The sequence below is a fragment of the uncultured Methanobrevibacter sp. genome (genome assembly GCF_902774605.1).
Taxonomy (GTDB): Archaea; Methanobacteriota; Methanobacteria; order Methanobacteriales; family Methanobacteriaceae; genus Methanocatella.
The window spans coordinates 35,897-50,009 of the sequence record NZ_CACYJE010000009.1; the positions used below are offsets into that span (position 1 = coordinate 35,897).

14 protein-coding genes and 1 tRNA gene are annotated in these 14,113 nt (G+C 40.6%); 11 read left to right on the forward strand and 4 right to left on the reverse strand.

Going from position 1 to position 14,113, the window contains the following annotated elements; genetic code table 11:
- Nucleotides 1-2 precede the first annotated feature (2 nt).
- From QZU77_RS03450 to hisB, 3 genes are read left to right on the forward strand one after another with little or no spacing between them, the layout of a single operon-like run.
- Complete coding sequence (locus QZU77_RS03450; protein WP_295600054.1) at nucleotides 3-695, forward strand: TOBE domain-containing protein; 693 nt, start codon at nucleotides 3-5, stop codon at nucleotides 693-695.
- A gap of 10 nt (nucleotides 696-705) precedes the next feature.
- On the forward strand, nucleotides 706-909 hold the full coding sequence (locus tag QZU77_RS03455; protein ID WP_366208857.1) for a 4Fe-4S binding protein: 204 nt from the start codon (nucleotides 706-708) through the stop codon (nucleotides 907-909).
- 39 nt (nucleotides 910-948) lie between these two features.
- Nucleotides 949-1,527 (forward strand): imidazoleglycerol-phosphate dehydratase HisB, encoded by a 579-nt coding sequence (gene hisB / locus QZU77_RS03460; RefSeq protein WP_295600056.1) that lies wholly within the window; start codon nucleotides 949-951, stop codon nucleotides 1,525-1,527.
- A 137-nt stretch (nucleotides 1,528-1,664) separates the two neighbouring features.
- Here the strand turns inward: hisB and QZU77_RS03465 are convergent, their stop codons facing one another.
- Both QZU77_RS03465 and QZU77_RS03470 read right to left on the reverse strand, forming a co-directional pair.
- Nucleotides 1,665-2,495, reverse strand: a complete 831-nt coding sequence (locus tag QZU77_RS03465; protein ID WP_295600058.1) for a F420-dependent methylenetetrahydromethanopterin dehydrogenase — start codon at nucleotides 2,493-2,495, stop codon at nucleotides 1,665-1,667.
- A 264-nt stretch (nucleotides 2,496-2,759) separates the two neighbouring features.
- Nucleotides 2,760-2,832 (reverse strand) — tRNA-Val (locus QZU77_RS03470).
- Nucleotides 2,833-2,952: 120 nt separating this feature from the next.
- Between QZU77_RS03470 and QZU77_RS03475 the strand changes: the two genes are divergently transcribed.
- Nucleotides 2,953-3,876 (forward strand): branched-chain amino acid transaminase, encoded by a 924-nt coding sequence (locus QZU77_RS03475; RefSeq protein ID WP_295600062.1) that lies wholly within the window; start codon nucleotides 2,953-2,955, stop codon nucleotides 3,874-3,876.
- Between the two features lie 12 nt (nucleotides 3,877-3,888).
- Entirely contained in the window at nucleotides 3,889-4,722 is an 834-nt protein-coding gene (locus QZU77_RS03480; protein ID WP_295600063.1) for an undecaprenyl-diphosphate phosphatase, read from the forward strand.
- Nucleotides 4,723-5,302: 580 nt separating this feature from the next.
- Here QZU77_RS03480 and cobT read toward each other — a convergent pair.
- Together cobT and QZU77_RS03490 are read right to left on the reverse strand one after the other, a co-directional pair.
- Nucleotides 5,303-6,376, reverse strand: coding sequence for a nicotinate mononucleotide-dependent phosphoribosyltransferase CobT (gene cobT, locus QZU77_RS03485; protein WP_295600066.1), 1,074 nt, complete (start codon nucleotides 6,374-6,376; stop codon nucleotides 5,303-5,305).
- Entirely contained in the window at nucleotides 6,376-6,873 is a 498-nt protein-coding gene (locus QZU77_RS03490) for a hypothetical protein (RefSeq protein WP_295600068.1), read from the reverse strand. The genes cobT and QZU77_RS03490 overlap by 1 nt, the downstream gene beginning before the upstream one ends.
- Before the next feature lie 81 nt (nucleotides 6,874-6,954).
- Between QZU77_RS03490 and QZU77_RS03495 the strand changes: the two genes are divergently transcribed.
- The 6 genes from QZU77_RS03495 to QZU77_RS03520 all read left to right on the forward strand — a co-directional run bounded on the left by QZU77_RS03495 (nucleotide 6,955) and on the right by QZU77_RS03520 (nucleotide 13,930).
- Nucleotides 6,955-8,553 carry a bifunctional N(6)-L-threonylcarbamoyladenine synthase/serine/threonine protein kinase gene (locus QZU77_RS03495; protein WP_295600071.1) on the forward strand — a complete coding sequence of 533 codons (1,599 nt, stop codon included), beginning with the start codon at nucleotides 6,955-6,957 and terminating at the stop codon, nucleotides 8,551-8,553.
- Between the two features lie 174 nt (nucleotides 8,554-8,727).
- On the forward strand, nucleotides 8,728-10,131 hold the full coding sequence (locus tag QZU77_RS03500; protein ID WP_295600074.1) for an ATP-binding protein: 1,404 nt from the start codon (nucleotides 8,728-8,730) through the stop codon (nucleotides 10,129-10,131).
- A 273-nt stretch (nucleotides 10,132-10,404) separates the two neighbouring features.
- Entirely contained in the window at nucleotides 10,405-10,956 is a 552-nt protein-coding gene (locus QZU77_RS03505; RefSeq protein ID WP_295600077.1) for an XTP/dITP diphosphatase, read from the forward strand.
- A 62-nt stretch (nucleotides 10,957-11,018) separates the two neighbouring features.
- Nucleotides 11,019-11,417 (forward strand): 30S ribosomal protein S15, encoded by a 399-nt coding sequence (locus QZU77_RS03510; RefSeq protein ID WP_295600080.1) that lies wholly within the window; start codon nucleotides 11,019-11,021, stop codon nucleotides 11,415-11,417.
- The gene (locus tag QZU77_RS03515) at nucleotides 11,407-12,741 is read left to right on the forward strand and encodes a DHH family phosphoesterase (RefSeq protein WP_295600083.1); all 1,335 of its coding nucleotides are present in this window, start codon (nucleotides 11,407-11,409) and stop codon (nucleotides 12,739-12,741) included. Before QZU77_RS03510 ends, QZU77_RS03515 begins: the two co-directional genes overlap by 11 nt.
- 1 nt (nucleotide 12,742) lies before the next feature.
- Nucleotides 12,743-13,930: an aconitase X catalytic domain-containing protein gene (locus tag QZU77_RS03520; RefSeq protein WP_295600086.1), complete on the forward strand. Its 1,188-nt coding sequence runs from the start codon at nucleotides 12,743-12,745 to the stop codon at nucleotides 13,928-13,930.
- The last annotated feature ends 183 nt before the right edge of the window (nucleotides 13,931-14,113 follow it).

The following is a 14,113-nucleotide window of genomic DNA, read 5'->3' on the forward strand; positions in this document are numbered from 1 at the left end:
ATATGGCTGATGTAAGAGCAGGTGTAGAATATAAAATCAATGTGGATGGCAATTCATTCTTGCTTGACAGCAAGAAGTACCAATTGCTTGAATCAATTATTGAAACCGGTTCGCTGACAAGTGCTGCCAAGGAGATTAAGGTTTCATACCGTACAGCATTGAATTACATTGAGAAGATGGAGTCATCACTTGACGTGAAGATAGTGAGCACCACTAAAGGCGGCAAAGGCGGAGGGGGAGGAACCTCCCTGACCGAGGAGGGTTACTCAATCCTCAAGGAATGCAAGAAGATAAATGCCATCATGGAGCTTCACAAGGATGTTAATGAGATTGAAGCTGAGATAGTTAACATTAATGATGTTAAGGGTGTAATGACCATTAGCATGGGGGATTTTGAAATAAACGCTCCATTAAACAGGAATTATGAGATAGGAGACCATATTCTTGCATTGATTAGCTATGACAATATTTTCCTTATGTTGGAGCCTCAGACCTCAAGCATTCGTAATATATTGAAGGGTAAGATTATAGAAATGAAGCTTGAAGGAGAAATTATCCGCGTTAAAATCGATGTGGGCGGAGTAATATTATGTTCTGATATTACAGTGTCTGCTGAGAAGGAATTGAACCTTAATATAGGAAAAGATATTTATATTGGATTTAAGGCAATGTCAGTTGCAACTTTAAAGTTATAGGTGATTATTTATGCCGTTGCAGATTTTAATTGATGAGGAGAAATGTATAGGTTGTGGAGAGTGTGCGGAGATTTGTCCAAAATCTGCTAAAATTTGGAAAGTTGGTAGAGTTGCACGTATATTGGATTTAAGATATTGTCATGTTTGTACAATATGTGCAATGAAATGTCCTACAGACTGCATTACAATTATACGTCCGGGCGAAGAAGCATGAATTATCAATGCTTAAATCAATTATTTGATAGGTAATATTATGACTAGAATTTCAAACGTTTCAAGGAAAACCTCAGAAACCGACATTTCAATAAAAATGAATCTTGACGGTGAAGGAAAATACGACATTGATACAGGAGTTAACTTCTTCAACCACATGCTGGAATCATTTTCCAAGCACTCAATGATAGATTTGGATGTTAAGGCGGTCGGTGATATAGAGATTGATGACCACCACACCATAGAGGATGTGGGAATCCTTTTGGGTGAAGCTTTTCTTGAAGCTATTGGAGATAAAAAGGGCATAAAAAGAATGGCTCATGCAATAGTGCCGATGGACGAGTCAGTATCCACAGTGGCAATAGACATCAGTGGAAGAAGCTACTGCAACATGTCACTGAACTTTAAAAACGAAAAAATAGGTGACATGACCTCGGATATTGTCATTCACTTTTTTGAATCATTCGCTTCAAGTGCAAAATTAAATATTTACGGCACTGTTGAAGGTGCAAACGACCACCACAAGGCAGAAGCAGTATTTAAGGCATTTGCTAAAGCATTAAAAGAAGCTATTAAAATAGAACATGATCAGATTCCTTCTACAAAAGGAGTGTTATAGTTAATTCTTTTAACTATCTTTTTTTCTAATTTTTTATTATTATTTTCTTTAAAAAATTATATTTTAAAGTATTTTCAATAATCGTGGTGTTCTGGTTTTAAAAAAAGAAAAAAATGAAGTAGCAAAAATTATGCTACTTATTCTGGTTTAGAGATTAAATCAACTTTGCAGCCTGGGTTTCCTTCTTTCATGTGAGGAGTTCTTAAGACTGTGTCGTTGGATTTTTCGATTTCTCTTGCTTCTTGTGCTAATTTAGCAGCACATGCAGCCATTTCGTGTGCAGCAGCTACTAATGGGATGAAGTTTTCGAAACCTTTGGTCATGAAACAACCTTTCATGTCTAAGTTTGCGACTGCTCCAGCCATTTCGTATGCAGCAATAGCTTTTGCTTTTGCGTATGGGTTTGCGAATCCTGCTGCTTCTACAGCTTTTTCAGCAGTAATAATGAGTTTTGGTAATTCGATGTCTTCGCCTGCGTCAGCAGCAGCAATTACACCGTCAATGGTTTTTTGTACTAATCTTAATGCACCGGTTTCTGCGAGTACTTTTAAGATGTCAGCGTTGAAGATAGCCATTTCAGTTGGGTCTAACCATTCTCTTTTTGCACCGATCATTGGGTCGGACATAACGATGATGTAACCGAGGCCTTGTTCATCCATTTCATCTTTTTTACCTTTACCAGGTGCGTCACCGATGATAATAGCAGGTACATCTTTTTCGGATAATAATTCTCTTGCTTTAGCTGGTCCAGGTGCTCCTGGGTTTGGGCTAATGAAGATTGCGAAGTCAGGTTCGAAAGCGTCTATTTTAGGTACGACGTCTTCTACTTGTTCTGGGTTCATTTTTGCTCCAGATCCAAAGGTTCTAACATCGATGTTTGGTCTGTCTGCTCTTTCGTCTAACAATAGGTCAATTACTGGTGAAGTACCAATATTACCACTTTTAATAATAGCAATTTTAACTACCATATTTTTAATCTCCTTATTTGATATATTATTTTTTAATTAGAAAACTATTTAAATTTTATTATTTGATAATTTTAATCATCAATTAATTTTATTTTTAAATTCTGTTCAGTTAAACATGATTGCTATTAGAAAATTGAATAAAGTGGTAATTTAATTTAAATAATTTGGCATAAGAATTAATTTGGAGAGTGATTTTTCACGAAAAAACAACGATAAAATATGGATAAAAATCATGAAAAAATCTTTGAAAAATAGAATTAAGAGTGGTTCCGACGAGACTCGAACTCGTGATCCCCTCCTTGTAAGGGAGGTATCATACCAACTAGACCACGGAACCAACAAACAATATTATGACTTTACTAGTATATATACTTTTCGGTAATTCAAAAATCATGAAGAAAATTTTATAAAATAATAAGGATATATAAAATATTACATAAAAAATTGAAGTGATAAAATGGCTTGGGATGACAAAGAAACCAAAGTATGGCTAGACGGAAAATTCGTAGAATGGAAAGACGCAAACATATCAGTGCTCTCACACGTGGTTCACTATGGAACAAGTGTCTTTGAAGGAATAAGAGCATACTCCAATGAAAACGGAACAGCAGTATACCGCCTCGAGGAACACGTCCAAAGACTGTTCGACTCAGCGAAAATCTACAAGATGGACATACCGTTCACACAAGAGGAAATCGCAGAAGCGATTCTTGAAACCCTCCGCGTAAACGACCTCGGAGGATGCTACATACGCCCAATCGTATTCAGAGGATACGGGGAACTCGGAGTCAACCCACTTGGATGCCCTGTAAACGTTGCAATCGCAGCATGGGAATGGGGATCATACCTTGGAGAGGAAGGAATGGCAAACGGAGTCGACATCGGAGTGTCCTCCTGGAGAAAACCTGCACCTGACACCTTCCCGACACTTGCAAAATGCGGTGCAAACTACATGAACTCACAGCTTGCAAAACTCGAAGCCCTCGACAACGGATTCGACGAGGCAATCATGCTCGACTATGAAGGACACGTATCCGAAGGAAGTGGTGAAAACATCTTTTTAGTAGAAGGGGACAAGTTATACACTCCATCAATGTCATCATCAAACCTTAAGGGAATAACCCGTGACTCAGTAATGACACTCGCACGTGACCTCGGATATGAGGTGATTGAAGAGACAATTTCAAGGGAAAGACTATACATTGCAGACGAAGTATTCTTCACAGGAACAGCAGCGGAAGTAACACCAATCAGATCAATCGACCACAGGACAATCGGAATAGGCAGAAGAGGACCTGTTTCAGAAAAACTACAAAAAACATTCTTCGACATTGTGGAAGCGAAAGCGGAAGACAAGTACGGCTGGCTGACTTACATCTAAGCGGTGTAGACAATGGATATACTACAGGGAATTATAATCGGTATCGTACAGGGATTGACAGAATTCCTGCCGGTTAGTAGTTCAGCGCACCTTGTGTTCATTCAAAACCTCTTGGGGGTTGAAAGCTCACTGGCTTTCGACACATTCCTTCATTTGGGATCCCTCATCGCAGTATTGTGGTTCTTCAGGTATGACATCTACAAGATGCTCAAGTCATGGTGGCTGAGCATCGGAGACATCCTCCAGGGAAGATTCAGGGAAGGATTCTACGATGACCCATACAAGAGGCTTGCATGGTACGTGATAATGGCGACAATACCGGTCGGAATCGTGGGATTGCTGTTCGAGGACTCCGTTGATGCACTGTTTTCAGGCGCATTGTACGTTCCGGCATTCTTCCTATTCGTTACAGGAACAATATTGTACCTTTCACAAAGGATGCCTAGCGGAAACATCAACTACAACAACATAACCAAAAAGGAAGCCTTGTTCATGGGACTGGGTCAGGCATGCGCCATACTGCCGGGCCTTTCACGTTCAGGAACAACAATCGCAGCAGGACTCACAATCGGATTGGATAAGGAATTTGCGGCAAAGTTCAGTTTCATACTCTCCATTCCAGCAATCCTTGGAGCATTTCTCCTTCAGGCAAAAGACATCGGCTCTGCAATGGACGCCAACTTCCTGCCGGTGATATTGGGTTTCATCGCATCCATCATTGCAGGTTACATGGCTATTAAGTGGATGCTTGACCTGGTACAGAACAGGAACCTTGACATATTCTCATATTACTGCTGGCTGATGGGTCTGATAGTGTTCATGGGTTCAATCGCCCACATATTTTAAACAGATGTATATCAATACATCTTTAAATCTTTTTTTTTGAAAAACAGTTAAAAATAGTTTAAATTTTAATATAAAGTTAGAGTTAACTAACTTCATATTAAACCCTCAATAAATGTAACAAATTATCACAAAGTTCTAATAATTTGCATATATTCCTTTATTATTAACATTATAAATAATTTTTGATACGTATCATGAAAGCGGAAAACCTTACCCAAAGGAAAATTCTAAAACTTTTTAGTTTTTTTGGCATTCAACTGCTTAGTTCTTTTTTTTTAAAACAACCTTATGAAAATTATGGTGATGAGTTGTAGAATGGTAATAACTAGTTTAATTATTAATTCTATTTTTTTACTCATTATTTCACCTTTACATTTATTAAGGGCGATTTAATCCAAGCAAGTAAAAGCTTTCATAGACTAGTCTATTACTAAATTAACCTATGAATCATATAAATCTATGTATAAAAATAAGTAAAAATTGTTCAATCATTAAAATAAGTATTTAAATTAGTTTTTTTGACATGATGATGTCAATATTGCTTTATAGTTAAAATTTTGGTGGATGGTTAAATAGGGATTTAATTCCCTATTCTGCATACCTTTTCTATTTTTCTTCTTAGTTTCTCAACGGAATTTCCTAAAACCAGTGCGGTGAACATTGCGCCGCCTGCGCCTGCGCCTTCCTTGACGAATCCTTTAAGGTAGTTTTTCAAACCCTCGTGTTCGGAGTCTTCAAACCTTGGGTCAACCACATTGACTGTGATGTTGTCGTCAATCTGCTCGAGGATACCGAAAAGATCAGCGGTCTCATCAGCCGCCACAAAGACGGTTGTTGCGAGGTTGATTCTTGAAAAGTCAAATGTCGGCTGTATGGATTTTATCACTGCACAGGTTGCGGCCATCTGTGTTCCTCCGGCCAGTATGATTGGAATGTCTGAGCCCAATACCAGTCCTGCGATTGCTGGGATTGTTGGGTCTCCCACTGCACCGATTGCCTGCATTGCATCAGCTTCACCTGGCTTTAAGCCGGCGTTTTCCAGTCCTTCATTAACGGTATCTGATTTCATGTCATGTGGGTTGTGGGGCATGCTTCCGCTCACTTTCTCATTGGCCTCATAGCCCAATGCCTTTAAAACGCCCAGGGCGGTTGTGGTTCCGGCGGCTATGCTTTCTCCGATGATGAGCATTTCATGCCTTAGTGACAGTTCATTTCCCAAATCCTTTGCGTTTTCAAATATTTCCAATGGGTTCAATACGCCCTTGCCTGTTCTGATGTCTCTTCCATAGTCTTTTCCGAGGCTGACGTATTCGAGGTCGGGTTTGATTTTGGATCCTGCATCAACAATCACGAATGGGATGCTTGCGAGTTGCAGCGCCGCTTTTGTAAGTCTTGCAGGGGTTGGCGCTGCAGCATCGCCCACTACTGTTTCCGCCGGTGCTTCGCAGCATCTCACCTCTCCCAAAACCATGAATTCCGCATCGCTTGCCGGTGTGTATTCGGTAAGGTCTGCGGATGGTCCTGCACCGGATATTCCATCTATAAGTGATGTTTCGGTTGTTCCTATTGTCAGTAGGAATACAGCTTCGTCTTCAGCTTCCTGTAGCTTTTCAATCAGTTCTGTTGAACCGTAAGTTGTTACACCATCAATCATTATTGTTCACCTTGTTTTTTCAATAAGTCTATGATAATCTTGTTCTGGTTAATAATCTTCTTGTTTTGAAGCATGATTTTTTTAAGCATTTCGATTTCAGGCAATTCCTCATCTGTCTGGAATGTCTTGCCGTCCCTTGCTCTTGGTGGGATTCTAATCTGATCTTTTGGTGGCAGTGAAGTTTTCTCATCTGACCTTGGAGGTATTACTCCTCTTGACGCACTGTCCTCATTGGATATGAAGTCGACGTAGCGGTGTGTCACCTTGTTCTTTCCCCTTTCGTCAAGCAGTTCCATCAGCCTGTCGTCCACTTGCTTCACGCCAACCAACTGTTCCTGTTCCACTTCATGCAATAAGCGTTTTTGAATGTTGTATGCATTGTAGATTGGTATTCCTCTGGTTTCACATTCGTTTTTAAACATTTCACTGATGTTAATGTCTCCGGTTAATTTCTTAACCCTTTTCTGTTCTGGAGTGTTTGCGCTATAAAATCCCATACTATTCACTTATGTATTTTGAATTTAAAAAATATTTTTATATTTTAAATAATATATACTATTAATAAAATTTTTTTGCAGTTGATTATTTTGATAAGTTTAGGAATTGAAGGAACAGCGGAAAAGACAGGTGTGGGCATAGTTGACAGTGACGGTAACATTCTGGCGATGGCCGGAAAACAGTTATATCCAGAGGAAGGGGGAATTCACCCTCGACTGGCAGCCGAGCACCATGCGGAATGGATTCCTAAACTGATACCCGAAGCAATCGAGCAGTCAGGACTGGAATACTCCGACATTGATCTAGTCTCATTTTCCCAGGGTCCCGGACTCGGGCCGGCATTGAGGATTGTTGCAACATCCGCCAGAAGCCTTGCACTGTCACTGAATAAACCAATCATTGGCGTCAACCACTGCATAGGCCACGTTGAAGTCGGAAAGCTCGACACCGGAGCCGTCAACCCAGTGTCATTGTACGTCAGCGGTGGAAACAGTCAGGTCATCGCATATGAAAGCGGAAGGTACAGGATATTTGGTGAGACACTTGACATTGCTGTGGGAAACTGCCTTGACCATTTCGGCCGTGAAACAGGACTTGGACATCCCGGCGGACCGGTGATTGAGAAGCTCGCCAAGAAGGGCTCATACGTTGACCTGCCATATATCGTCAAGGGAATGGACTTCTCGTTTTCAGGATTGTTATCGGCGGCCATTAGGGAAGTTCAGAAAGGCACTCCAATCGAGGATGTGTGCTTCTCACTTCAGGAAACCGCCTTCGCAATGCTTGTGGAGGTGACCGAGCGGGCGCTATCACACACCCAAAAGGATGAGGTGATGCTGTGCGGAGGAGTGTCAGCCAACTCACGCCTGCGCGAAATGCTCAAAACAATGTCCGAGGAGCACGGCGCCAGGTTCTACATGCCCGAGATGAAGCTGTGCGGGGACAATGGGGTCATGATCGCATGGCTTGGACTTTTGATGTGCAGGCAGTTCGGGCCGATGGAATTGTCGGAAACCGGAATCATCCAGAAGTTCAGAACCGATGAGGTTGACATCCCATGGATCGACAATGCCAAAACCTACCTGAAGCTGCCGGATGAGTTCATCGCCAAGGGGGCTGAGTCAAACATTGTAAAAGGCAAGTATCTGGGCGAAAATGCAGTGGTCAAGGACCGCATACCCAAAAGCTATAGGATTCCTGAAATCGACAATAAGATACGTAAGGCAAGAACCAAGGAAGAGGCTAAACTGTTGTCCGACGCCAAGCGCGCAGGAGTCAAGACTCCCGTGCTCTATGATGTTGACTTGAAAAGAAAGGCCATTGTAATGGAGGAAATCGATGGAGTCATGGTAAAGGACATCATCGATGAGGACTTGGCCCGTGAGATTGGTGTGGAAATCTCAAAGCTTCACTCAGCCGACATCATCCACGGGGACATCACAACCTCCAACATAATGTATCGCGACGGCAAACTCGTCTTCATCGACTTCGGCCTTGGAAGATACTCACAGGTCAAGGAGGATAAGGCGGTCGACTTGCTGGTGTTGAAGAAGTCCCTGCAAAGTATAGACTATAATCTGGCTGTCAAGTATTTCGATTGCGTATTGGAGGGATATGGTGACGCATCAATAGTCAATTCCATAAGGGATATTGAATCCCGAGGAAGGTACACTCATTAGCTCATGACAATTTTTCACTGTGGTGACAATATTTCATTCATGGGGCAATTTTTCAAAGTGCCAACAATTTTTCAATTCTAAAGCAATATTTCATTCTAAAAACAACTTAAAAACCTTTAAATACTAATTAAACATATATATTTTTAGTTAATTAATTTTTAAGGAGGTTTTTTGATGAAATTTAAAGTTTTCCTTAGCAGCGTCCGAAGCGAATTTGAAAATGAAAGAAAATTCATTAAACAAGAAATAGAGAATGACTATGTCTTGAACAGATTCTTTGAAGTGTTCACTTTCGAAGAAACATCCTCATCTGGAAAACGCCCAGTTGAACTATATTCTCATAAAGTTGTTAACTCAGAAATATATGTCGGATTGATTGGATCTGATTATGGTTCAAAACTGGAATCTGGAATATCCGCAACAGAATATGAATATGACCTGTTCAACAGAGCCCATAATGATGCATTGATCTTCATTAAAAACCGTGAATACCGCGATGATGAGGTAAACAAATTCATTGATAAGATTAAAAATGAACACAGCTACCAGACTTTCGATGACATCTACGAGTTATACTATGAAGTTAGAAGAAGCCTGACTGATTTTTTAGAAAAAAATCTCATCAACTACAGGGCATATGACTCACAGATATTATTGGATTCCTCATGTGATGATGTGGATATGGAAGCTGTAGAAATGTTTTTTAGAGTGTGTGATAATCAGGCATTGAAAAAATTAAGGGATGAAAAGGGTCTAGACTATATATTATCTACCATTAATGCAGGTGAATTTCATAATGGTGAATTCAAGTTAAATGTGGCGGGGGCATTGTTTTTTGCTAAAGACATATCCAAATTCAACATCGCTCATGAAGTTAAAATGGTTAAGTTCATTGATAGGGATTCTTTGGAGGATGTTGTTAAAATCAATTCGAATAAGCCATTATTGAAGTTGCTTTCCGATGCATTGGTTTTTTTGTATGATAATACTAGTCATGTTCATCATATCAAGGGATTTTTGAGAGATACAATTGATGAATATCCTGAAGAAGCAATTCGTGAAGCATTGGTTAATGCTATTGCCCATAGGGATTATTCAATCACATCTTCAGCGATAACATTTTACATTTATGAGGATACGATTGAAATTAAAAGTCCTGGAAGATTGCAATATCCTTTAAAGGTTTCTGATTTGGAATTTCATGAACCGGTTCATAGAAATAAAGTAATATGCAGTATTTTTTCAAATACAAAATATATGGAACACATTGGCACTGGCATTAAAAGGATGAAGAATATCATGCTTGAAAGTGACTTGAAAGAACCTGAGTTTGAGGAGTCCGGCGAGTTTTTCAAGGTCACTTTTCATGGTAAGGATTTCCTGAATAAGCATGTTAAGTTGAATGAGCGTCAATCAAGCTTTTTAGAAAGTGATAAATCTTCAATATCTATTACTGAATATGTAAATATATTTAATGTTTCTAGAAATACTGCTAGAGCGGATTTAAATAAATTAGTGGATAAACATTTGGTTAAAAAAATGAAATTAGAAAAATCATTCATGTATAAAAAATTATAATGTCAATCATGTGTCAATTTTTTTGACACATTTTTCATATTTTGTTGACACATATTTAATCAAAGTCATTGTTAATATTTCATAGTTTTCCACTACCTTGTCATATTTAATTAATCATTTCTTCAAGTATTATATGAATATTTATAAATATATTACTTTCTTGTAAAATCGTATTAACTGTCAATCATGTGTCAATTTTTTTGACATTTGAACTACAATTCATTGACACATCACCAATACCTATAATATAAACCATAGCTAAAACTTAAAAATATGATAACATTTATAACTGGTAACGAACATAAAGTAATAGAAGCAGAGAATATTTTCAAAGATTACGGCATTGAACTTGAGCATATTGATTTAGGCTATGAAGAACCCCAAGGAACCCTTGAGGAAGTGGCCTTATCAGGCGCAAAATATGCCAGCCGTAAGCTTGACAAACCTGTGATTGTGGAAGACGCTGGCTTATTCATCAAGGCTTTAAACGGGTTTCCGGGAACATATTCACATTACGTTCAGGATACCATTGGAAACCAGGGAATATTGAAGCTATTGAAAGACACTGATGACCGTTATGCCGAATTCAGGTCAGTTATTGGGTACTGTGCCCCCAATTCTGAGCCCAAGACTTTTTTAGGCAAGGTCGAAGGTGAAATCGCAGTTGAAGAAAGAGGAGATTTAGGATTCGCATTCGATCCCCTATTCTATGTTCCAAGTCTAGACAAGACTTTCGGGGAACTCACCACTGAAGAGAAGAACCAGTTTTCACATAGGAAAAATTCATTAATCAAATTCATTGAATGGTATTCCAGTCAAGAGTAGACTTTATTTTCTGTTTATATTGGGCTTATTTAAGATTTAAAAAATTTAAAGAGGTTTATATTATGGCAAGACCAGAATGGGTAACTTACAGTGACGAAGAAATTGAAGAAATGATTTTGAAATTTAACAGGGAAGGAAAAAGCACTTCCGAAATCGGTATCATCCTAAGAGATCAATACGGAATCCCATCCGTTAAGGACGTAACCGGTGAAAGAATCACTCAAATCCTAAAAAGAAACGGTCAGGCTGGAGACTACCCAGAAGACTTAATGAACTTAATCAGAAGGGCTGTAAACATCAGGGACCACCTTGAAGAAAACCCTAAAGACTTACACTCCAAAAGAGGATTAACCATTATCGAAGCAAGAATCAGAAGATTAGCATCTTACTATGTAAGTGAAGGTGCATTACCAGAAGGATGGAGATATAATCCAAAAGAAGCAGCACTCCTTGTTAAATAGGGCTGGCGAAGCCACTGATATGCTCAAGGAGCATATTGAAAAGGATAGTGTTATAAGATTAATTTCTCATAACGATGCTGATGGAATATCAGCTGCGGCAGTCATAGCGAATGCCTTAAAAGAAGAGGATGTTCAGTTCCACACAACAATAATCCCTCGTCTGAAAGAGGACATTGTCAATCAGCTGAGAAGCGAGAAGTACGATCTTTTCATCTTCTCAGACATGGGAAGTCCCTTTATTAAGGAATTCAACACCTACAAGCATGACGTCATAGTTGCAGACCACCATCAGGTCAACGACACAGAGGCTGAGAGCAATGTGGTTCACATAAACCCTCACCTCTTTGAAATCGACGGCAGCCGAGACCTATGCGGTGCCGGTTCAGCATACCTTGCTGTGCGCGAGCTTGACAAGAAGCACCTTGCATACTTCGCACTCGTCGGTGCATTCGGTGACATGCAAGGCCAGGAAGGATTCACTGGCGTCAACCGCATGATACTGGATGATGCAGTCCAAAGCGGAACCGTTGAGATACATGAAGGATTGAAGATAGTTTCAAAGGCATCAGAACCGATTTTCAAATCCCTCGCCTACACCTTCTCACCGCCGCTGCCTGGAATCAGCGGAGACCTTGAAGGCGCACAGGAATTCCTGGAGAGAATGAACCTGTCCTACGGAATCAAGTTCACCGACCTTGAGGATGAGGAAAAGGACCTTCTAAAAGAGGCCTTGGTGGAGGTCAACCCGGACATCTTCGGTGACTGCTACACAGTGCCTAAGGAAATCCCGCTGCTCAGGGACCTGGAGGAATACTCATATATCCTTGACGCATGCGGAAAGAACAAGAAGCAAGGCTTGGGATTGAGCATAGCCTTGGGCGAAAGGGAACAGGCACTGGATGCCGCATTGAAGCTTCAGCGCCAATACCGTGATCAAATCGTTAAGGGACTTGAATGGATCAAGCGCGAAGGCGCCCAGCAATTGAACGCCATACAATACTTGTATTCTGAAGATAAGGTGTTGAAATCTGTAATGGGCACCATTGCAAGCATCGGCTTGTCAGTACAATTATTGGATAATTCCAAACCGGTCATTGGACTGTCACGTCTTCACAAGGACATTAAGATCTCCGGGCGCACAACCAGGGACATGGTTGCCCGTGGAGTGAACCTTGGAAAGGCACTGATGGACTCATCCAACAACTTCAACGGCACCGGGGGAGGACATGACATTGCCGCAGGCGCTATGATTCCATACGAGGCAAAGGATAATTTCCTTCACCTGGTGGATGAGATGGTTGAATATCAATTAAGTAATGATTAATATGTTTTTAACAAAAGAAGAACAGGCAATGTGCGATGGCGAATACGGTGAAACCATACGCAAAAGCATGGATATACTGGTTGCATTAGGCGACATCTACGGCGCTTCCAAGCTCGTGGACATCACCTCAGCTCAGGTATCCGGCGTATCATACAAGACAATCGGCGAAGCGGGACTTGAATACCTGCAGGACCTTGCAGGCGACGGTTCAGGAAAAGCCACAATCAACGCATCCCTAAACCCTCCTGGAACCGATCTGGACAATTGGGAGGAATTGGGATTTCCGGAATACTTCGCAGTCAAGCAGAATGAAATCGTTGACGCCTATGCGGAACTTGGAATTGCTAAAACATGCACTTGCACTCCTTATTTGGTTGGAAACGTGCCAAGATTTAGGGATCATGTGTCATGGTCCGAATCATCAGCTGTTGCATACGTCAACTCAGTCATAGGTGCAAGAAGCAACCGTGAAGGCGGACCGGCAGCGCTTGCAGCTGCAATTGTCGGAAAAACCCCATTATACGGGTTCCATCTGCCTGAAAACCGTAAGGCAAACCTTGTCGTTAATGTTAACACAGAATTGCACGGCGCGGATTTCGGAGCATTGGGCTATTATATCGGAAAGGTTGTCGGAAGCGGAGTACCATACTTTAAACTGCAAAACACTCCAAACAACAATGACCTGAAGACATTGGGTGCGGCACTGGCATCATCCGGTTCAGTCGCATTATACCATATGGAGAATGTGACACCTGAGTTCGACATTGCCGGCGAGGCTGATGTTGAGGATATAATGTTTATTGGCGAGAAGGAAATCACCGATACACGTGAAAAACTCACTACAAGCGACAGGACACCTGACCTGATCTGTCTGGGTTGTCCTCATGCATCACTTGAAGAGATTAAGCAAGTTGCAGCTATCGTTCAGGGAAAAACAATTAAGAACAAGTTATGGATATGCACATCCGTCAGCGTCAAGGCCACAGCCGACAGGATGGGCTACACTAAACTCATCGAGGCCGCAGGCGGAAACATAGTATGTGACACCTGCATGGTTGTAGCTCCAATCGAGGAAATGGGCTTTGAGGTTATTGGCGTGAATTCCGCAAAGGCGGCCAACTACGTTCCGTCAATGTGCGGTTTGGAAGTTGTCTATAATGATGTTGAAAATCTTATTCAGTTCGAGTAAGGTTTTCATAATATTTTTTTTAATATTATTCTATTTTTTAGAATACGTCCAATTATGGCATAATTTACATAATGATATTAAACATTTTAGGGGCCTGAATTTTTCAGTTTTCTGAAAGTTGTTGTATGGCTGTTTTTGAGTAAAATCCTTGCGATATGATTAGTGCTCCTAAAAATACATTTA